Here is a 21257-nt window from a genome sequence, read left to right on the forward strand (position 1 = left end):
AAATTGTCAGGAGTCTCCATAATAAAGTGTGTCTGAGTAAAAGTAAAAAAATAAACTTAAATTTAAACTGACACAGTTCGGTGAACAGACTCCATTAAACTCCCCCGCCAATCCATCCCCAAGACAGGCAAATCCATCTAAAACACCCAGCAATCTATCTTTGAGATAGAAAAAGCCTATCTTTTTGATAGGACGAGCTATCTCTGAGATAGGTCAATTTGTCTTTTTTGCGGTTTTTTGCATGAAAAAGATGGATCATCCTACCTCGGAGATAGGTTAGCGCATCTTTTTCACGCATTTTCCCGTATAAATATGAAGAAAAACGCAAATAGATTTAGGCAGTTGTGAACAAAACAAAAACCCGAGAAGAAATTTCTTCTTGGGTTTTAGCAAATAAGGAATTAAATCAACTATTAAAATCCCGTGCCCACTGTAAAAGCACGAACGGTATTGGGTAAATCAGCTAATTTCGTAGCAGCACCTGTTGTGATATTGATAGTATAAATCGCAGACTTCTCTCCTACTTTCAAGGCTGCATAAGCCATACCTCCTCTGCTACTAATGTCAAAACCTCCAACCGTTTCAACATTAATACCCAAAGCTCCAACTTCTACTAAAGTACCATTGTTTGGTGGGTCTTGCTTGTACAATTTATCGGTCATGATATCAATATTGAACAGAATTGTTGAGGTAGCTCCTGCAAAATTATTGGTATAAGCAGATGCCGTAACCGAAGGCATTCCTGGATTCAAAGCACCATCTACCGCAGCAATAACACCTGTTTCAGGATGCAAACGTAGATTCTGACCTGTATTACTGATACAACGAATTCTATCAACGGTTGGATTAAAGTCAAAACCAAAAGAAGTACCTGTTAAAGTAGTAGCAAATGGTGCTGAACCGACCACTGCTGCCACACCCGACGAAGTATTCAATACATATAATCTACTAGAACTACCCAAAGCAAATAGTTGACCTGTAGCAGGACGAAAATCTATGCCTAAAATGGTTTCACCCATTTGTAAACCGCTAATTGCTTTGGAAACTGGTGTACCGATATTCAAGTAATTAAAGATTAACAAATTATTACTTTCGTCAACCGCATAAGCAACTGGTGCCGTTGGAATCGCCAAACCATTGATGTTGCCAGCAGGTAAATTTCCTAATTTTGTTAATTTACCAGTCGTAATATCTACTTGATGCAATTCCCATTTTCCTGAAACCATCACCGCTGTCAGGGCAACATCACCAGCAGGATTAATATCAAAACCCGCCGAAGCAGTAATATCAATACCTAGATTTCCAACCTCTACTAAAGTTCCGTTGTTAGGTGGGTCTTGTTTGTATAATTTATCCGATTTGGCATCAATATCATACAAAACAGTTGAGCTTGCTCCCGCAAAATTATTGGTATAAGCCACCGATTCAATAACTGGACTCGCTCCGCCATTAATACTTCCATCAGTCGCTGCTACTGCACCCGTTTCTGGATGTAAACGTAAGTTTTGACCCATGTTAGTTACTAATCTGATTCTATCAACCGTTGGATTAAAGTCCAAAGCAACAGCAGAACCATTCACAATTGGGTTTAAAGAGCTTGTGCCTATTACTCTAGCCGTTCCAGTTTCTTGATTAATAACATAAATTCTGTTCATCGCACTTACTCCATACAATTCGCCAGTGGCTGGTCTGAAATCGATGGATAATAAAGCATCGTTTGTCATTAAACCTGTGATGGTTGTCGTACTACTCGCCATTTCTGAGTTCATGGCATTGATTTTCATCAACTGTTTGCCATCTGCTAGTACATAGAAAGTTTGGTCTGGTTTGATAACTGTTGGCATGGTAACTTCATCGTCTTTGCAAGAAGACAGTCCAAACCCTACAACAAAGGCGGAGGCTGTTAAAAACAGTTTAAGTTTATTTGTGTGCATATCGCTAATAGTTTTATGTGGAAATTTTAGCAGATATACGAGAGTAGTTCTCTTTTGGTTTTGTGAAGATTTAAGAAAATGAGAATAAAGTGTATTGAGGATTGAATAAGCATAAAAAAGTAAAAGAGATTGTCTCAAAAGTCAACCTCTTTTACTTTAAATTATCAGAGAAGAAATTTCATCTTACCTGCTTAAAAACTGTATCTTAAGCCTAACTGCATTTGCCATCTTGATGATAATTGATCAATTGAATAAGTTGACGTTGGTTTTGTAAATGTATAAGTTGGATCCGCTGAAGTTCCAGAATTCACACGTGATAAACCTAAACCAACCGTTGAGTTGAAAGTATTTGGTGCAAAGTAAATTCTACCCCAATCAGCATTCAATAAATTAGTGAAATTGAAAATATCTAAGGTTACTTGTACTGTATTTTTTGTACCCACTTTAATATCATGTAAGATTCTTACATCCATAGTTGTGTTCCAAGGAGTACGACCACCGTTACGTTCAGTAAAATCACCTTTACGAGTACTTAAATAATCATCTCCATTTACAAAATTCATGAAATTAGCAGCCTGTTGAGCAGCAGTTTCTGTAACAACTCCCGCAGCATTTTTCTTATCTATAAAATATTTAGTTGCTTCAGCTTCGTCTTTGAAAACATAAGCTAAACCAGCAGCTTGAGGTGTGTTAGCAATGGTTGAATTTACAAATCCCCATGTAAATGGCGCACCTGATTGTGCAGAAATTACACTTGTAATGGTAGTTGCATGCGTATTTGACCATCTGTGGCTATATCCAACTGAACCAATGATACGATTACGAATATCGAAATTAGAATGCGATAATTTAGGGTCGTTTGGTGTTAAAGATTGATTCAACTGCCAGTTAGATTCCATAGAGTTACGAATACCGTTTGTTAAATCGTAAGACTGTCCATAAGTATAGGCAAGGTTATAATTCAAACCAAATTTATATGTTTTAGCCACTTGAAAAGTTAAGCTATAACGATATCCTTGAGAAGTATTCGACAATTCGTAAGCATTAGAGAAACCTGTATTTAATTTCTGACCAGTAGCTCCACCTGATAAATAAATTGGCATTTGCTTTTGTGTATCATAACTAAAATACTTCACAGAGTCCTTCAAGTTTACTTGTTGGAATTTCAAATCGTTAATTGTTTTCGTATAAATCCCTTCAACCGTAAATTTATAGCCATTCTTAGTAGTATAATCTACAGCCAAACTATTTCTAAATACTTGTGGCATTTTGAAATTATTCGCAACAGCATCTACTTGAGTTTGATTTCCTTGACCATTATTGAAAGCAAAATTTTTAGCACCATCTTTCAATACATCACCTTTATTGGCAACAGTAGCACGGTTGTTAATATCAAATGCACCATATCCAATACCATCATTGTAGAAAGCATAACCTAACCAAGCAAATGGAATTCTACCTGTGAAAATTCCTGTTCCTCCACGAATCACTACAGATTTATCTCCGTTAACATCAAAGTTGAAACCTAATCTTGGTGATACCAATACTTGTCCGAAAAGTTTATTATCAATTTGGTTCAATGGCGTACCTGATGTGTAAGTAGTTCCAGCATTAATATCCAACGGTGTCGAAGTAGTTTTTGGACTCAAAGTTGGGGAATCAGCACTTGCTAAGTCAAAACGAATACCCGGAGAAAGTTTGAATCTATCTGTTATTTGGATTTCATCTTGTGCATAAACGCTATACAATCCTACTGTAAATTTCGCATAAGGATTATTGTAAAGATTATCACGAGTATTGTCTCCAAAACTGTATGAACCACGTACACGATTTACTTTTCCAGCTAAGAAATCATCTAAACTCTTGTAAGCAATACGACCATTCCATGAATTCACAAAACCATAGTTAATATTATAAATTTCGTTGTGAGTACCCACTAAAAATGTATGTTTTCCCTTGAAGAAAGTAACGTTATCAGTGATTTCAAAAGTTTTTTGTTTCATATTAAAAACTGTTGCTTCACGGTCATTACCTAAGATAATTGTACCACCATTATAAGCAATTTCAGTTTGTGGGAATGAAACACTATTCGCATCATTTCCTGCAACACTGCTACTAAGTGGGTCACGATAATCTTGAATATCTGAATAGCCTAATACTAAACTGTTAGAAATATTACCACTGCCAAAACGGCTTTTTAATTCAGCAACTGTTGAGTTTTGCTTATTTACTTGTCTGAAATCCATACTTCCGAAACGGAAATTGGCAGCGTCACGCTCTAAGTTTGTTGCTTCTGAGGTAACATAATTATTACGAATCGACAATTGGTGTTTATCAGAAATATTCCAATCTAAACGATTAAAGAATTTGTTACTTCTTGAATAAATACTGTAGCTGTTTGTTTCACCTGGGTTAAAACCATAATTCGTCACCAAATAATTGGTAATCTTACTAGCCGTTGCAGCATCAATTAATGAATTAGCATCACCTGCTCCATAAAAAATTGGTTCGTTACGACGAGTAATTTCTTCGTTAGTAAAGAAGAATAATTTATTCTTGATAATTGGTAAACCTACTCTAAAACCAACTTGATAATCAGAATATCCACTAGGAATTTTTGCCCCATCACCAGCATTATTAGGACCAGTAATTGTAGCATTACGACCAAAAGCATAAGCTGAACCTGTTACTTGGTTAGTTCCTGTACGAGTAACGGCGTTGATTGAACCTCCAGTAAAATTACCAATTTTAACATCGTAAGGAGCAACATACACTTGAACGTCTTGAATTGCATCTAAACTTACTGGGTTTGTACGAGTACTACTTCCAGGCATGCCCGATGTTCCGCTTACACCACCTAAAGATGGACTAAAACCAATTGCATCATTATTGATACTTCCATCAATTGTTACGTTGTTATAACGAAAGTTTGTTCCTGCAAATGAATTAGTAGAACTACCTTGAGGCGTCATACGAGTCATATCTGTTAAACTACGACTCAAAGTTGGAAGTACTTTAATCGTATTTTCACCGATATTAGTACCAGCGCCAAGTCTTGTTCCACCTTTATCAGCTTTTACGACAACTTCTGCTAAACTGGTAGTTTCTTCGCTCACAATGAAATCCAAATTAGAGGTTGAACCTAAATTCAACATAATATCTTCACGTACTTGTGGTTTATAACCAACAGAAGTAACGGTCAAGCTATACGGTCCACCCGGATTCATATTAGCAATTGTAAAGTGACCATCAACACTAGAAGCGACTCCGTATTTTGTACCTGTTGGTAAATGGACAGCAATAACGGTTGCTCCGGGTATTTCAGCACCTTTTTGGTCTTTAACTCTACCAGAAATAGTAGAAGTTGTGATTTGTGAAAAAACCTGTACGCCCGAAAAGAGCATAGAGATAATTGCCAACAATCTTAGTGATTGTTGAAAAGTAAGGAAACTTTTCATCATTTTGACGTTTTAAAATAAGAAATTATGGCATATACGGCAGTATATGAGTAAGGAATTGCGGGAAGTTGGGAATACTCCTAAATTAGAATCTTGAGAAATAATATAAATAAGTAAACGGTAGGATAATTATATTCGAACGAATAAAAGAGTGATAAATTTGAGCAATTTAAAACTTTTTGAGTCTTCAAAAAGAAGTTTTTAAAGACAACATTTTGCTTGAATTTAAAATTTTGTTCATCATCTGAATCTTCATCTATTTCAAGTTCAGCTTTTGATACAGGACTTTGAAGGGCGTTATACTTATAGGTGGAGGTTTTATGTGCAATAATATTAATATCCCTTTTGCAAACAGTAGAACCGCCATCAGTATATAAAAATACCTTGATGAACGATAGACAGATAATTAGCAATAGCGATATGTATTTTGCTCTTTTCACTGATACAAAAATACAACGCTAATATTATCTACACTTTTCTATAATATAAAATTAATGTCAAGGAATTATTAACAGAATTGAAGTGTAATATTCAACTACAGCAATTAATCATAAGGTTGACAAATATTTAACATACTTTGAATTCATAATTAACTTAAACTCATAAAACCACAAATTTTAGAAGAAAACATTGTGGTTTTATGAGTTTGTACTTTAGCTATTGAAAATATTTTTCTTCAAAAATTCATTTTGGAATTTACCATTTGGGTCATATTCTTTCACCAAAGCTTTGAAATCATTCAGTTTTTCGATTCTGCTGTGTAAAACCGATGCTTCCATCGTAAAGAGTTTTGCCCAATGCGGACGAGCATTAAATGGTGCTAATGCTGCTTCAAAAAGCGGGAGAATACTCATTACCGTTTCTACTTCCTGTTTCCAAGTAGTGTGCAAAGCAACACAAGTTTTTTTGTAGCAAGGACTCATCCATAAATCATCCGCTTGAATTGCACGGATTTCTGAAATAAAAATATGCGGACTAACTTTTTCATGCAGTTTTTCAATCGCCATCATTGCCTCATAAGCGTGTTCGATAGGAACAAAGTATTCTGATTGTAATTCTTTACCAGCACTTGGTGTAAAGCCCATTTTAAAATGTGGCATCCTTTCGTACCAAACGCCCGGAACGCCTAATTGCTCTGTACAGTTTTCAGCAGAGATTTCTTCTATTGGGTGAAGATTTTGAGTAGCTAATTTTGCCCCAAATAATTCAGTTGGAATTTCAGCAGTATCACCTTCTTCCACTTTACTTTTCACCCAAACTTCGTTGATATTTTTATTTTTCCAATCAGTAAATAAACTAACGCTATAACCGCTCGACATGATGGTTTCAAAATTCTTTTCCAAAGCACTCATCGGCAAATTTCGATAAACCACTTGTTTCATTTTGAAACTAGGTTGAAGTGCCAACGTAATTTTAGTGATTACTCCAAAAGCACCCAAACCAACAACCGCTCCATTGAATTTTTCTCCGTCTTTTTCTTTGGATAAATTCACAAGTTCGCCAGCAGCATTCACGAACTCAAGTCCAACAACAGCGGTTGATAAATTTCCATTTTTCACGCCAGAACCATGTGTAGCCGTCGCACAAGCACCTACTACAGAAATATGGGGCAAGGATGCTAAATTATGAAGGGCATAGCCATTTTCTTCCAAATAAGGGGCTAATTCTCCGTATTTAATCCCTCCTTCTACCGTTACAGTATTGGCTTTTTTATCTAACGAAACTACTTTATTAAAATCTCTCAGTGAAATTTGATTTTCTTCGCTATCAGCAATTGTATTGAATGAATGGCGAGAACCTAATGCTTTTAGGCTATCGCATTTCTTTACAATTTCTTGTACTTCTTCAACTGTTTTAGGATAATAAACGTTTTCAGCACTGTATTCTAAATTTTCTGCCCAGTTTTTCAAATTCGTTTTGGCTTTTGTTTGACAAGCAACAAATCGTGAAAGCACGACGCCGCCCACCAACATTGATGTTGTTTTTAAAAATGTTCTTTTTTTCATAGTTATAAATTTTGATTTGTTTTGGATATTAAAGCAATATAAAACTAATTTATAATTCCTCCTCATAAATATTTAGAAGTAATCGAACGAACATTTTAATGATTTTCAAATCGCTGATTATTATTTTAAATGAGCTTGTTACCTTTGAGAAAAGAATACAACAATGACCAATCTTCACAGTAAAATTCTTATCATTTTAGTACGAGTATATCAAGGAATTATTTCGCCATATTTTCCGAATTCTTGTCGCTATACTCCTACTTGTTCGCAGTATATGATAGAAGCAATTCAGGTTTGGGGATTTTGGAAAGGCTTTCGTTTAGGAATGAAACGTTTTGCTTCTTGCCATCCTTGGGGCGGTAGTGGTCATGACCCTGTACCTCATAAATCTTGTTGTGAAAAAAAGGATATTTGATTTTTTAGGAAGCTTTTTCTTTCTATTTTTGGTTTGAATCCATTCATCAAACCTTAAAATCATGCTCAAAAATCTATTACTTCACGCATTTTTGCTGTTAAGTATCTGTGCATCAGCACAAAGTAAGCTACAATCTCCCGAAGAGTTCCTTAACTTCAAAAAAGGCGAACGTTTCCTCAGACATCACCAAGTAGTGAGTTATTACGAATATGTGGCTCGTCAGAATCCAAACCAAGTAAAATTAATTCAATACGGTTCAACCAATGAAGGACGCCCGTTGATGATTGCCATCTTGGCTTCGCCAGAAAATTTTGCTCAATTAGAGGAAATCAGAACGAATAATTTAAAATCAATTGGTTTATTAGAAGGAAAACCTACTAAAAAACAACCTGCTATTGCTTGGTTGAGTTACAATGTTCACGGAAATGAATCTTGTGGAACAAGTACTGCTCCTTTTACTTTGTATGAATTGATGAATGCTTCTAACGAGCGTTCAAAAGCTATTTTGGCAAATACAGTAGTGATTCTTGACCCAAGTATTAATCCAGATGGATATGACCGTTATGTGAATTTTTATAATCAAAAAGTGGGTGCGGTTTATAATCCAAATCCTGCAGCAATTGAACACAGCGAACCTTGGCCAGGTGGACGTTTCAACCACTATTTATTTGATTTGAACCGTGACTGGGCTTGGCAAACACAAAAAGAATCACAAGAAAGGTTAGCGTTGTATCGTCAATGGATGCCGCATCTTCATGCAGATTTTCATGAGCAAGGTGTAGAAAATCCATATTACTTCGCTCCTTCTGCTAAACCATATCATGAAGATATTACTGGCTGGCAGAGAGAATTCCAGAAAATTCTTGGCGATTACAACAAACGTGATTTCGATAAAAATGGTTGGTTGTATTTCTCTAAAGAACGTTTTGATTTACTTTATCCATCTTATGGCGATACTTATCCGACTTACAACGGTGCTTTCGGTATGACATACGAGCAAGGTGGTGGCGGAAGAGGTGGTTTAGGAATCACTAAAAGAGATGGCGATACACTTACGCTAAAACAAAGAATTGACCACCATTTCAGTACTTCATTTGCTTGTTTGGAAGCCGTTTCTGCCAATGCAGATAAAGCAGTAACAGAATTTATTAAGTTCTTTGACAACGCACAGAAAAGTCCAGTTGGGCAATACAAATCGTTCGTCTTCAAAACAAAAGGCAATGAAAGCAGAACTCGTGAATTTTTGAATTTCCTTGACCGTGAAAATTTCCAATATGGTATTGCTGGTAAAGGATTAGTAGCCGCAGGTTATAGTTATCAAGATGATAAAAATGTAGGTTTTAGCATCGACCCAGACGATATTGTGATTAACCTTTTCCAACCACGTTCTACTTTCTTGAAGATTTTGCTAGAACCTAAAACGATGGTAGAAGATTCTGTGACGTATGATATTACTTCATGGTCATTGCCTTATGCTTATGGTTTAAGTGCTTTTGCGGTAAAAGATAAAATCACGCCAGCACCAAAACCACAGTTTACTCCAGCCGCTGCTAAAGTTGAAAAACCTTATGCTTATTTGGTTAAATGGCAAGCTTTCAGTGAATTGAAATTATTGGCTTCATTACTGAAAAAAGGCATTAAAGTACGTTCAGCAGCTAAAGCTTTCGAAATTGAAAATCAAACTTACAATGAAGGTACACTTGTAATTACTCGTTCAGGCAATGAGCGTTTAGGAGATTCATTCGATAAAATTGTGCGTTCAGAAGCGGAAAGATTACAAGTAAATCTTTATTCCGTTTCTACAGGTATGTCAACCAAAGGTTCTGATTTTGGTTCAGACAATGTAGCTTATTTAGATGCTCCGAAAGTAGCAATTGTTTCAGGCGATGGCGTTTCTCCAACTTCTTTTGGCGGTACTTGGCATTTCTTTGATAAGCAAATTGAATATCCTACTACCATCATTGGCGAGAATACTTTAGGAACAGTTGATTTATCAAAATTTGATGTATTGATTTTAGTAGATGGCAGATACAATAAAATTTTAGATGATAAAACCCTTGCTAAAGTAAAAGACTGGGTTCGTGCTGGCGGTAAATTAATAGCAGTTCAAGGAGCTTTAAATGCTTTGGCTGGCAAAGATGGATTTGAATTAAAGCATAAAGAAGAAGACAAGAAAAAAGATAAAGAAAAGGAAAATGAAGCGCCTAAATTAAAAGTTTATGCCAATGCTGAAAGAGAGTCAGTTTCGGAAGAAACACCTGGAAGTATTTACAAACTTTCGATGGATAATACGCATCCTTTAGCTTTTGGATACGATAAAACATATTACAGCTTGGTGCTTGAAACGACAGACTTCCAATATCTTGCAGAGGGTTGGAATGTTGGCGTAACCAAAACCAAAGATTTAGTAGCGGGTTATGCTGGTGCAAAAGCACAGGATAAACTTAAAAATTCATTGATTTTTGGTACACAAGATTTAGGTCGTGGGCAAATCGTTTACTTAGCAAATGACCCAATTTTCAGAGGTTTCTGGCAAAATGGTAAATTGTTATTTGGAAATGCTGTGTTTGTAGTAGGAAATTAAAATCTGTTAGATTATTTACAAACATGAGTCATCTCGAATTTTAAAATCATAAAAAAGCGGTCGAAATTAGTTTTTCGACCGCTTTTTTATGATTGATGAACACCGAATTCCTACTGTTTGAGCGGAGCGAGTTTAGGAATTCTTGATTTTCTTTTGTTACTTTTCTTTTATCAAGAAAAGAAAAGTAAGGACTAGACGAGAAAGACTAGAAAACACCCAAAACTCATTATTTGATGAGAAAATTCGGGATGACTCGTATTTGTTGGCTATAACTCATCCAAAAAATCTTTTGCTGGTATAGTTTTTAATTTACCTCTTTTAAAAAGTTTTACTTCTTTCAATCCTGCTTTGATATTCTCTAAAACCTTATCGTCGCTAGGCTCTTCGTCTGTCTCAATTCTTTTAACATAATGAAGGTTTTTAGCCAATTCAATAAAATGGCTGTATCCATTATCGGTTATATATATAGTCGCTTGTCTCATATCATTTGCAAATCTAAACACTTTAACTAAAGAATAAATTGTAAAGTAAATTTATTAAAATACTATCATATCTGTTCTTTCAAAAAGTGAATTATATTTTTCTAAACAATGCTTTTTCCAATTCAATTGATGTATTTGATTTTAAGAATAAAAGTGTCTTATCTAAATTAAGTATAAATGCTCAAAAATATCTCAATTTGTACTAATTTTGAATCAATTAAAGAAACAAAACTCATAAGACAATTTACTAAATCAAGCTTTCTTAGGCTGAAAATTAAGAACAAGCGAATGGTTAAACAAAAATTAAAACGAAATTTAAGAATTTCGAGGTACATCATTTACAGAGAAACGTTAGTAGATTACAAAGAACATTTTTGGTCATTTCTTGGTGCTTTTCTCGGGATTGGTCTCATTTCATTCTTACAAACTTTTCAACTAACAGCTCACGACAATATCTTTCTAATTGGTTCTTTTGGCGCATCAAGTGTATTAATTTTTGGAGCAATTCAAAGTCCACTAGCACAACCAAGAAACCTTATCGGTGGCCCTTTTATTTCTGCAATTATTGGTGTTACAATTAATCAATTACTGCCTAACATCCTTTGGTTAACGGCTCCTTTAGCAGTTTCATTATCAATTGTTTTGATGCAAGTAACTAAAACCTTACATCCTCCCGGGGGGGCAACTGCATTAATTGCGGTAATTGGTTCAGAACAAATTAAAAGCTTGGGCTATTTTTATGCCCTAACTCCTGTTCTTAGTGGCTCATTAATACTCTTTGCGGTTGCTGTCATTTTTAATAATATGACACCCAACAGAAAGTATCCTACTGATGAAAAGTTTACCAATTCTTTAAAAAGAATGTTTATCAAAAAGGTTAGGAAGCAGAAAAGTTTTGAGTAAATAAAAATCCCGTCCAATTTCTTGGGCGGGATTTTTATTTTAACCTTTCTTTACATTTACGTAAAAGTTTTCATCAATCTTTAATTCTGTGATACCTTTAAGGCTTTTCCATTCTGTACTTGGTTGTATGAATTGATATTTTCCTTTGGCATTTTCAACTTTAATTGGCATATTGAAACCATCAATACAGGTCGTCCAACGATAAGTAATTTCTCCCTTTTCTAATTTATATTCTAATGTTGGAATTTTAGTATTTCTGAGATATTGGTCGAATACTTTACTTAAATTAATCCCTGTTTTTTTGCTGATGTAATTCTCTATTTGTTTTGTATCAACGGTTTGATGATAAAAATCCTTATTGAGTCCGACTAAAATTTGTCTCCATTTTTCATCATTATCAATTATCTGACGAATCGTATGCAACATATTTCCACCTTTATAATACATATCGCCTGAACCACTTTCATTCACTTCATAATCACCAATAATTGGTTCTTGATTGCCAATTAGCTTTCTACAACCTCTTACATAGGCCGCTCCTGCTTCTTTTCCAAAATGATACTCCGTAAAAAGACTTTCAGAATAATTGGTAAAACTTTCATGAATCCACATATCGGCGATGTCTTTGTCTGTAATATTATTAGCAAACCATTCATGACCTGACTCATGAACAATAATAAAATCCCATTTCAAACCCCAACCTGTTCCCGATAAATCTCTTCCTAAATAGCCATTGGCAAATTTGTTGCCATAAGTAACAGAACTTTGATGTTCCATGCCCAAATACGATACTTGAACTAACTTATAACCATCTTCATAAAATGGATAAGGACCAAACCAATGTTCAAAAGCTTTGAGCATCATTGGTACTTGCTTGAACTGCACTTTAGCCTTTTCTAAATCCTCTGGCAATACATAATAATTGCAATCTAAATCGCCTTTTAAACCTTTATATTTTTCTGAGAAATGTACATAATTACCAATGTTGATATTTACTCCATAATTATTGATTGGATTTGAAACAAACCAATCGAAAGTACGAGTATCGTCTGGATTATCAATTACTCTTAATAATCTGCCGTTTGAAATATCTTGCAATTTTTTAGGAACAGTAATCGAAATGAGCATACTGTCGGCTTCATCATACATGTGGTCTTTACAAGGCCACCAAACACTCGCTCCCAAACCTTGGCACGAAGTAGTGATAAACCAATTGCCTTCTGAATCCTTTTTCCAAGAAAAACCTCCATCCCAAGGCGGGCGACGAGCGATTCTTGGCTTTCCTTCATAAAATACTTTGATAGATTCTGTTTTGCCAACTACTTGTTTCTTTTGTAACTCAACAAAAAAAGCATTACCATCTCTTTTATAATTTAAAGCCTGTCCATCTTGCTCAACTTTGGTGATTTGCATAGGATTTTGCAAGTCAATTTGTATTATTTGCGCTGGTTTTAATACTTTATAAGTAATTAAATTATTACCAGAAATAGTGCTATCATTTGGTTGAACTTTAACGCTGAGATGATAATACTGTAGATTCCACCAAGCTCTTTCTGGTGTAATACTTCCACGAAGTGTATCTTGACGAGTGTAAGTTTTTTTAGGTTGAAATAGCTGTGAAAATCCAAAAAAACTTTGGATACACAAACATAATGTGATGATGAATTTCATTGTTTTTAGTTTGTTGATTTTTATAATAGTAGCAAGAAACAAGATTTAAGATACAAGATTTAAGAAACAAGAAAAATAATGTGTTTGTACTTACCTCTTTTATCTTTTTTCTTATTTCTTGCATCTTGCTTCTTTTATCTTGTTTCTTCTAAGCTAAGCAACCTCAATTATATTCCTTTTCTTTTCAATTGTTAATTCTTTAGGAAGTGCTTCAAGAATACTTTCTTTTAATGCTTTTAGAATCCCTAATTTTGCAAAATTTTTGTGAGCAACCAAACTTACTTCCCTCACAGGTGCTGGCGATTTAAAATGACGAATTAAGTTTAATCTATCTTCATCAAAATCCATCGTGGCTAATTCTGGTAAAATCGTAATTCCCTGATTTCTTTCTACCATTTTTCGAAGTGTTTCTAAACTTCCAGCCTGATATTCAAATTGATTTCTCCCAATAGACTTTCGTTTTAATTCACAAAGATTCTCAATCTGCGAACGCAAACAATGCCCTTCTTCTAAAAGCCATAGTTCTTTAGGATTAATATCTTCAGAAAGTGCATATTTTTTCTGATAAATCGCATTTTCTTTAGAGACATACAACACTAATTCTTCATAAAAAATGGGATATTCCACAATATTGGGTTGTTGAAGAGGCGTAGCAATTAAGCCCAAATCAAAATCATCATTTTTTAAACCGTGAACAATCCTATCAGTTGTTAACTCTTTGATTTTCAGCTCAACATTTGGATATTTTTCGAGAAAGCTAGCCAGAAAAAGTGGTAATAAATACGGAGCAATCGTAGGAATAACGCCCAAACGAACTTCACCAGTTACATCATGTTTTCCAGAATTTACGGCATCTTTAATTTTATAAAATTCAGCAATAGTAATGCGTGCCTGTTGAATAATTTCTAAACCAATTTGGGTAGTTACGACGGGTTGACGGCTTCTATCAAAGATTTTGACGCCAAGTTCATCTTCTAATTTTTGAATTTGCATACTCAAAGTAGGCTGAGTCACAAAACAACTGTCGGCAGCTTGCACAAAATTTCGATGATTTTCAACGGCAATTACATATTCTAATTGGGTAATAGTCATGTTATTAAAAGAAGTTATAAGGAATCTCTATGTAAATATCAATATTATCAATTTGTTTACAAAGAGATTAGTGAGCAACTTTGTAAAAGAAAAATAAATATTACTTTTCAAATACAGTAATACTTAATTTCATTCAAAAAGAAATAAAAATTGTACAATTTCAATATTTAATTTAAACAGAAAACAACAAAATCATGTTATCATTAGGTTCAACATTTCCAAAATTCCAAAAAACAGCAGTAGTATCTCTTGAAAAAGGCAAAGAATTTTATGATATTACTTCTGAAGACCACAAAAATGCTGACAAATGGTTAGTAATGTTCTGGTGGCCAAAAGATTTTACTTTTGTTTGTCCTACAGAAATTGCTGCTTTCAATGCAAAATATGATGATTTCTCTGACCGTGATGCTATCTTAATCGGTGCTTCTACTGACTCTGAATTTGTTCACTTAGCTTGGAGAAACAATCACGATGATCTTCGTGGATTAAAATTCCCAATGTTAGCTGATACTTCTAAATCTTTAGCTGAAGAATTGGGTATTTTAGAAGCAAACGAAAAAATCGCTTACCGTGTTACTTATATTGTTGACCCACAAGGAATTATCCGTTGGGTATGTGCTAACGATTTATCAGTTGGTCGTAACGTTGACGAAGTATTAAGAGTTTTGGATGCACTTCAAACAGACGAACTTTGTCCTTGTAACTGGAAACAAGGCGAAGAAACTTTATCAGTTTAATTTCCTGATTAAGAGGCTTTATTGATTAAATAAAGCCTCTTAATTTTCATCCCTTCAAATAAAAATCATGTTCGGAACAGTTAGTGAAACTAAAAATAATTTGTTGGCAGAAGTAAATCTTCCTTCAACATTTGAAAGTCTATTCCTTGATCGCTTAAACGCAGCCGACCATCGTTATATCAAAGATCTTAAAATTAACGTTTCTAATGCTTTGAAAGCGCAAACTTTGAAAGAAAAAGAAGCAATCTTGTTAGCTTTATCTGTAGCTATCAACGAGAAATCAAGTACTTTGGTTAGCGCTTTGGAAGAGCTTGCAAAAAGCAAAGGTGCTGAAGAAAAAGAACTGTTAGAAGTTGCTTCTTGTGTGTCTTTGATGAATGCAAACAATGTATTGTATCGTTTCCGCCATTTTATGGATAAGGAATCTTATAACAATATTCCTGCGGGCGTTAGGATGTCAATCATGATGAATCCTGTACTTGGCAAAGAATTCTTTGAATTATTGAGCTTAGTAATTTCAGCGATTAATGGTTGCGAAATGTGTGTTACTTCTCACGAAGCCTCAGTAAAATCACATGGTGCTAGCGAACAGCGTATATTTGATGCCGTTCGATTAGGAGCCGTTATCAAGAGCTTTATTACTTTATTGTAATCGCTATAACCGCTAAATGGGAGTCAGACGAAAGTTTGGCTCTTTATTTTTTCAGGCTATTTTTAGCGATAATCTGCTGATTAATAATATTTAACCAAACATTTCTTCCAGTACAATTCCAATGTGTATCGCTTTTTAAGTAATACTTTTCTGGTGTCTTCTTGAAAATATCATAAGTATCAATTATCGGCACTTCTAAGGCTGGATGAGTTTGAATTCGCTCAATTAAATGATTATATTTTCCTAAATCTGGCGATTGTACACTTACTTTATTCGGAATAATTGATAAATAAACTTCATCAAAACCTGCTTTTAAATACTTTTCTCTACTCCTATTTGCATGAGTAACAAAAGTATCAATCTGCGCATTTGTAACTGGGAAAAAAGCTGAACGTCCATGCGTGCTGTCGGCTTCTTCCATGTAATATAAATGCTTTTTATCTTTTGAAAGAATCACTTTTGGCTCAATTCTATCGAATAAAATTAAATTCATTTTAGCTTTTAATTCTCTAAACCATAGAAAAAAATCGTAATTGAAAAGCGTATGTTCTAGTCGTTCTTCTGTTCCGGGAGGAAATAATACTGGACTGATTTTTTCCCATCCTTGAACAATCTTTTTACGAAAACTAAGGTTTGGATTCTCTTCATTAATGACTGGTTTTTCAATGCTAAAATTATCCACATCTTCAGAAAGGTGTTCTTTGGCTGCTCTTTCTACCGATTCTAAAATCAGAATGTTCCTTTTTGTACTGTCTAATTGAATATGGGCATCGTTTGCCCAATGTGTGTAAAGATATTTACTGGCATTAAAATCGGTTTTATTGACTCTTGCTTCTTCGGCAAAACTATCACCTATGATGTACAAATTGACATTAGAAGTATCATTCTTTAACGATTTTCCTTCTTCATGACAAGCCGTAGTACTCTCTTTAAACTGAGGTAAATATGAAAGCCGGTACAAATCTCCAAAACGATAATCGTCAGGAAATAATTTGGAATTGAAGTAAATAACAGGAAAGTAAGCTTGTAACCATAAGAAAATGGCAAGAAGTAAAACTGTATATTTTAATGCACTTTTTAACATAAAACTATGTGATGTCGGATTTAGGATTTCTGATTTTGGTCTTAAAGATTTGGAGATATTCAGTCCAAATTATTGGTTTTTGGATGTCAGATTTTAGTTTTATTTATTATATCATCAGAAGTCTGAAATCCAAAATCAGACACCCGAAAGCTGAAATCCGATTTCTGAAAGCCTATTTAAAATTGAAAATAGATAAAATTATTTGTGTTGAATACTCCAAAGAAATACACTAAAATCATTACCAAAGAGATTAAACTGTAAAATCTAACATTACTTTCGGTATTGATGTAAAAATATTTTAATTCTTTCCAAAGTAATAATCCTATCAATCCCAATGAAAATAGTATTTCAATATTATTCAGTGGTGATTCTAGCGAATCGTTGATTGAAAAGAATGATATTTTTTTCAAAATCAACAACGCATCTCTAGTATCTTTCGCTCTGAAAAACACCCAAGCTAACATCACCAATACAAAAGTTGAAATAAGATTAATCGCTTTTCCTAAAGTATTGTCGGGGAAAGTCAATTTTGGAAAATACTTATTTCTAGCGGCAGCAACAATCAAGTAAAAACCATGCAATGAACCCCAAATCACAAAAGTCCACTGTGCGCCATGCCACAAACCACTGACCATGAAAACGATAAATTGGTTAAAATATCTTCGCCATTCTGATACTCTATTTCCACCCAAAGGAATGTACAAATAGTCACGAAACCACGTAGAAAGAGAAATGTGCCATCTACGCCAAAATTCAGAAATTGATTTTGAAAAATAAGGACTTTTAAAATTTTCCATCAATTCAAAACCCATCACTCTAGCCGAACCCAAAGCTATTTCTGAATATCCAGAAAAATCACAGTAAATCTGAAAAGTATAGAAAAAAGTAGCGACTAAAAGCGACAATCCGTTTTTTTCGGATGGATTATTATAAGCCGAATCGACAACCATCGCCAATCTATCAGCAATCACTACTTTCTTAAACAAACCCCAAGCCATCATCATCAATCCACTTTTAGCTTTTTCCCAATTGAATTGATGTTTTTCATAAAATTGATGAATCACATTTTGTGGTCTTTCGATAGGTCCAGCAACCAATTGCGGGTAAAACATCACATAGAGTGCATAAATCCCAAAATGGCGTTCTGCTTTTTGATTTCCTCGATATACTTCTATTGTATAACTCATCGCCTGAAAAGTATGGAAAGAAAGCCCAATTGGCAGTAAAATCTTAAGATAAGGTGCTGGATTTCTAACCTCAATCAGATGTAAAAGATGAGAAATATTGGTATTGAAGAAATTATAGTATTTGAAAATCGCTAGAATTCCAATGTTAGAAATCAAACTAACTATTAACAATAATTTTCTGTTCGAACCTTTTGATTGTTCTATATAAATTCCAGCAAAATAATCAATGACAATCGTAAAAAACAGTATTAAAATATAGATTGGCATAAAAACCATGTAGAAATAGCAACTCGCAAAAAGTAATAATCGCCAGCGACCATTCCAACCCAAAGACCAATAGCCAAGCGTAACAATGATAAAGAAAATTAAAAAATGAATAGAATTAAAAAGCATATTAACGAAGTTTCACCGACCAATTTTCTAAAGCAGCAGGCGTTGTGATGTCAATGATTAATTTTTGATACGATTCTGAATAAGTAAGTACTGGATGATAGGTTGAAATTATTGGCATTCCGCCAACATAACTTCCATTTTCATCGAAAAAGCGATAAGTAGTATAACTGTTCGTCAAAGCAAAATACTTACCCCCAACACCCAAATTATAATATTTCAAACGTTTTACGCCAAAGGTTTCCTCTTTAATCGTAAACATTTCTCTTTCTGATTTATCAATTACCGTCACATCCTTGCCATCACTTCGCATAATTACCCAATCAGTATTGCGTTGGTCGGCACAAAGGAAAAATTTACTTTCAAAATTCGGACGTAATAATTGTTTCTTTTCAACGATTTTACCTGATAAATTCACAGAAAATAATTCACCATTTTCACTAAGTAATTTGATATGAATTCTTTCATTTGAACCTTCCAATAAAGCAGGATCATTAAAAGTACGATTTAGTGTAATCGGGAAACCATTCGCCACATTTCCACTCGCATCTTGTAAAGTCAGTTTTCCTTTTTTATCTAGCAAAATTGCATACTCAACTCCTTTGATGATGACAGTTGTAATCGGTAAAATGTGTGGAGCACCATTCTTTGGCTTAAAATGTACACTTAAAGTTAGCGACGTTTTATCAATTTTGAAGGAAGCTGAATTAGAAGAAAAAAGTGTCAGATTTTGCTTTTTATCATTCTCAGCATCAAAAATAATAAAATCATGAATGGCTAATCCCGTGTTATTTGGAATCGTTTTCACCTCAAATCCTTGAGTATTTTTGCTAAGAATATAAACTTTATTGGCACTCGCCATCAACAATTGTTGCTGATTATTTGGTAAAATTTTAACATTTTTAATCTCACCCACAATTCTTCCTGCCAATTGATACGACCAAACTTTTTTACTAGCTTTCACATAGTGAATTTGATTATCAGTTCCTTGGACAAAAGTTTCTTGTTTTTTGGTTGAAGGATTGGTAAAGTAAAAAGGTTTTGAAGAGGAATCAACCTGAATACTTGCCAGTTTTATCCATTTATTTGAATACTTCTTTGAAGATTCTACCAAAGAGATATTCTTAAACAACCTAAGTTCAGTTTTACCTTGAAGTATTTCAAAAATACTTAATGTAATACGGTTCAACTGGCTTTCATTCTCCGCAAATTTATTTGCCCAAGCATTCACTAAAGATTTTTTAAAGCCTAATAAAGCACGATTCGTTTCTGAAATTAAGGTTAAATTTGAAGCTTTAGCCTTTTTAGCCAATGCTTGATTTTTGGCAGAATTACTCCAAACATCACCTTTACTTATTGCCAATAAATAGCTTTGCATTGCCGACAAACTATTTGTGATGATTAAATAGTTTTTGTATTCCGTAAAATAGCATTCTTCAAATCCAGCAAAATATTCGCCAAAAAGCATCGTCGGAAACTCTCTGATGCCTAAAGATTTAATAGCATAACCGCCATATTCAACACTTACAACATTGGCATTTTTTTCTTTAGAAACTTCCACAGAAGTCTTTTTTAAAATATCGAAGAGTAATTTATTTCTTAAAATTAAAGCTTTGCCATTGAAAGTTTCATCGCCTTCGTCAAAACCTGTTAAAAGAATTTCACCTTCAAGGTTTTGATAAATATCGCTAAAATTTAGTTTAAAAGCAGCTTTTACTGTATTTCTTAAAATGTTTAACTCCTTATTTTTAGAGAAATATTGTTGGAGACTTTCTTCAAGTTTGGCAGTATTATCAAAAGGAATGTGTAATAAAAAAGATGAAGTATTAGGAATCATGCTTAAATCTTCCAGTTTTCTTGGACTTTGTCCTTCAAAAAGATTGGCATCTTTCAGTACACCAAACGACTTAATAACGGATTCATCAGATTGAAAGCCCGTAAAACTATCGGAGAGTAAATTGACAAATTGCTTTGCAATTTTACTTTTATCAACTGAAATTTTATTGATAAATCTAGCAATCGCTTGTTTGTTGAAATGAGTTGCAGTGATTGTTGAATCAGTTTGCGGAGTAAGTGCATCTGAAATTTCATTAATCCATGAATTTTCACTCGGTAAAATTGCCTCTTCTATTAAAATACTTGAGGAGCTAAAAATGATAATATCGTTCTGAATAAAAAAAGACAAGACCGATTTGGTAGAACTATCTATTACTTCGGCAATTCTTTGTCCACGAGTGGTATGATAGATAATTCGGCTACCCGAAATATTTTCTTGAAGTCTTTTGATTTTACTCACCAAAGCAGAATCACTTTGATTGAGTGGTAGATAAGTAATGTAATTTAAATCTTCTTTTGCCTCGGGTAATAAGGCGAAATATAAGGTTTTATCTTTAATTAAATATTGAATCTCTTCTTTAGAAAGTCCTATTTTTTGCAATAAATAAAATTGATTTTCAACTCTAGAAAGTAAAGGAATCTGAGCAAAAACATGAGATTCTGTGTTATCCCTCATCTCATTCGTTTCCAATAATAACAAAGTATTATCAGGAACAAAACGCTTTAATGTACTTAGATAAGGGTTTTTCTTTTGAAAAAAAAAGTAAGTAGCTATTCCTAAAATGGCTATTGCAAGGAAAAGTATTGCCTTATTTTTCATAGTTTT

At 34.0% G+C, this 21257-nt stretch carries 14 protein-coding genes; 5 read left to right on the forward strand and 9 right to left on the reverse strand.

Annotation, left to right across the window (positions count from 1 at the left end):
- Nucleotides 1–413: 413 nt before the first annotated feature.
- The 3 genes from ABID42_RS22255 to ABID42_RS22265 all read right to left on the reverse strand — a co-directional run bounded on the left by ABID42_RS22255 (nt 414) and on the right by ABID42_RS22265 (nt 7398).
- The gene (locus ABID42_RS22255) at nt 414–1934 is read right to left on the reverse strand and encodes a DUF4394 domain-containing protein (RefSeq protein ID WP_367285538.1); all 1521 of its coding nucleotides are present in this window, start codon (nt 1932–1934) and stop codon (nt 414–416) included.
- Between the two features lie 191 nt (nt 1935–2125).
- Nucleotides 2126–5395, reverse strand: a complete 3270-nt coding sequence (locus ABID42_RS22260; protein WP_367285539.1) for a TonB-dependent receptor — start codon at nt 5393–5395, stop codon at nt 2126–2128.
- 650 nt (nt 5396–6045) lie between these two features.
- Entirely contained in the window at nt 6046–7398 is a 1353-nt protein-coding gene (locus tag ABID42_RS22265; protein ID WP_367285540.1) for an FAD-binding protein, read from the reverse strand.
- 163 nt (nt 7399–7561) lie between these two features.
- Between ABID42_RS22265 and yidD the strand changes: the two genes are divergently transcribed.
- Both yidD and ABID42_RS22275 read left to right on the forward strand, forming a co-directional pair.
- Complete coding sequence (gene yidD, locus ABID42_RS22270) at nt 7562–7813, forward strand: membrane protein insertion efficiency factor YidD (protein ID WP_367285541.1); 252 nt, start codon at nt 7562–7564, stop codon at nt 7811–7813.
- A gap of 61 nt (nt 7814–7874) precedes the next feature.
- On the forward strand, nt 7875–10397 hold the full coding sequence (locus ABID42_RS22275) for a M14 family metallopeptidase (RefSeq protein ID WP_367285542.1): 2523 nt from the start codon (nt 7875–7877) through the stop codon (nt 10395–10397).
- A 266-nt stretch (nt 10398–10663) separates the two neighbouring features.
- Here the strand turns inward: ABID42_RS22275 and ABID42_RS22280 are convergent, their stop codons facing one another.
- The gene (locus ABID42_RS22280; RefSeq protein ID WP_367285543.1) at nt 10664–10879 is read right to left on the reverse strand and encodes a hypothetical protein; all 216 of its coding nucleotides are present in this window, start codon (nt 10877–10879) and stop codon (nt 10664–10666) included.
- Between the two features lie 288 nt (nt 10880–11167).
- On the opposite strand from ABID42_RS22280, the gene ABID42_RS22285 reads away from it, so the two are divergent.
- The gene (locus ABID42_RS22285; RefSeq protein WP_367285544.1) at nt 11168–11782 is read left to right on the forward strand and encodes an HPP family protein; all 615 of its coding nucleotides are present in this window, start codon (nt 11168–11170) and stop codon (nt 11780–11782) included.
- A 39-nt stretch (nt 11783–11821) separates the two neighbouring features.
- Here ABID42_RS22285 and ABID42_RS22290 read toward each other — a convergent pair whose 3' ends face one another.
- Both ABID42_RS22290 and ABID42_RS22295 read right to left on the reverse strand, forming a co-directional pair.
- Nucleotides 11822–13453 (reverse strand): M1 family metallopeptidase, encoded by a 1632-nt coding sequence (locus ABID42_RS22290; protein ID WP_367285545.1) that lies wholly within the window; start codon nt 13451–13453, stop codon nt 11822–11824.
- A gap of 153 nt (nt 13454–13606) precedes the next feature.
- Nucleotides 13607–14545, reverse strand: a complete 939-nt coding sequence (locus ABID42_RS22295; RefSeq protein ID WP_367285546.1) for a hydrogen peroxide-inducible genes activator — start codon at nt 14543–14545, stop codon at nt 13607–13609.
- A gap of 194 nt (nt 14546–14739) precedes the next feature.
- Here ABID42_RS22295 and ABID42_RS22300 point away from each other — a divergent pair, with 194 nt between their 5' ends.
- Both ABID42_RS22300 and ABID42_RS22305 read left to right on the forward strand, forming a co-directional pair.
- Nucleotides 14740–15282: a peroxiredoxin gene (locus tag ABID42_RS22300; protein ID WP_309922808.1), complete on the forward strand. Its 543-nt coding sequence runs from the start codon at nt 14740–14742 to the stop codon at nt 15280–15282.
- A 67-nt stretch (nt 15283–15349) separates the two neighbouring features.
- Complete coding sequence (locus tag ABID42_RS22305) at nt 15350–15934, forward strand: carboxymuconolactone decarboxylase family protein (protein WP_323258790.1); 585 nt, start codon at nt 15350–15352, stop codon at nt 15932–15934.
- A 43-nt stretch (nt 15935–15977) separates the two neighbouring features.
- Here ABID42_RS22305 and ABID42_RS22310 read toward each other — a convergent pair whose 3' ends face one another.
- From ABID42_RS22310 to ABID42_RS22320, 3 genes are all read right to left on the reverse strand, one after another.
- Nucleotides 15978–17018, reverse strand: a complete 1041-nt coding sequence (locus tag ABID42_RS22310; protein WP_367285547.1) for an alginate O-acetyltransferase AlgX-related protein — start codon at nt 17016–17018, stop codon at nt 15978–15980.
- A 176-nt stretch (nt 17019–17194) separates the two neighbouring features.
- Nucleotides 17195–18598: an MBOAT family O-acyltransferase gene (locus ABID42_RS22315; protein WP_367285548.1), complete on the reverse strand. Its 1404-nt coding sequence runs from the start codon at nt 18596–18598 to the stop codon at nt 17195–17197.
- A 1-nt stretch (nt 18599) separates the two neighbouring features.
- Nucleotides 18600–21251 (reverse strand): hypothetical protein, encoded by a 2652-nt coding sequence (locus ABID42_RS22320; protein WP_367285549.1) that lies wholly within the window; start codon nt 21249–21251, stop codon nt 18600–18602.
- Nucleotides 21252–21257: the final 6 nt, after the last annotated feature.

The sequence above is a fragment of the Arcicella rosea genome, from assembly GCF_040543805.1.
GTDB lineage: Bacteria > Bacteroidota > Bacteroidia > Cytophagales > Spirosomataceae > Arcicella > Arcicella rosea.

Bases quoted from the DNA above. Each gene is read 5' to 3' on its own strand.
- ABID42_RS22255 (WP_367285538.1), bottom strand. From the start codon at position 1,934: ATGCACACAAATAAACTTAAACTGTTTTTAACAGCCTCCGCCTTTGTT.
- ABID42_RS22260 (WP_367285539.1), bottom strand. From the start codon at position 5,395: ATGATGAAAAGTTTCCTTACTTTTCAACAATCACTAAGATTGTTGGCA.
- ABID42_RS22265 (WP_367285540.1), bottom strand. From the start codon at position 7,398: ATGAAAAAAAGAACATTTTTAAAAACAACATCAATGTTGGTGGGCGGC.
- yidD (WP_367285541.1), top strand. From the start codon at position 7,562: ATGACCAATCTTCACAGTAAAATTCTTATCATTTTAGTACGAGTATAT.
- ABID42_RS22275 (WP_367285542.1), top strand. From the start codon at position 7,875: ATGCTCAAAAATCTATTACTTCACGCATTTTTGCTGTTAAGTATCTGT.
- ABID42_RS22280 (WP_367285543.1), bottom strand. From the start codon at position 10,879: ATGAGACAAGCGACTATATATATAACCGATAATGGATACAGCCATTTT.
- ABID42_RS22285 (WP_367285544.1), top strand. From the start codon at position 11,168: ATGGTTAAACAAAAATTAAAACGAAATTTAAGAATTTCGAGGTACATC.
- ABID42_RS22290 (WP_367285545.1), bottom strand. From the start codon at position 13,453: ATGAAATTCATCATCACATTATGTTTGTGTATCCAAAGTTTTTTTGGA.
- ABID42_RS22295 (WP_367285546.1), bottom strand. From the start codon at position 14,545: ATGACTATTACCCAATTAGAATATGTAATTGCCGTTGAAAATCATCGA.
- ABID42_RS22300 (WP_309922808.1), top strand. From the start codon at position 14,740: ATGTTATCATTAGGTTCAACATTTCCAAAATTCCAAAAAACAGCAGTA.
- ABID42_RS22305 (WP_323258790.1), top strand. From the start codon at position 15,350: ATGTTCGGAACAGTTAGTGAAACTAAAAATAATTTGTTGGCAGAAGTA.
- ABID42_RS22310 (WP_367285547.1), bottom strand. From the start codon at position 17,018: ATGTTAAAAAGTGCATTAAAATATACAGTTTTACTTCTTGCCATTTTC.
- ABID42_RS22315 (WP_367285548.1), bottom strand. From the start codon at position 18,598: ATGCTTTTTAATTCTATTCATTTTTTAATTTTCTTTATCATTGTTACG.
- ABID42_RS22320 (WP_367285549.1), bottom strand. From the start codon at position 21,251: ATGAAAAATAAGGCAATACTTTTCCTTGCAATAGCCATTTTAGGAATA.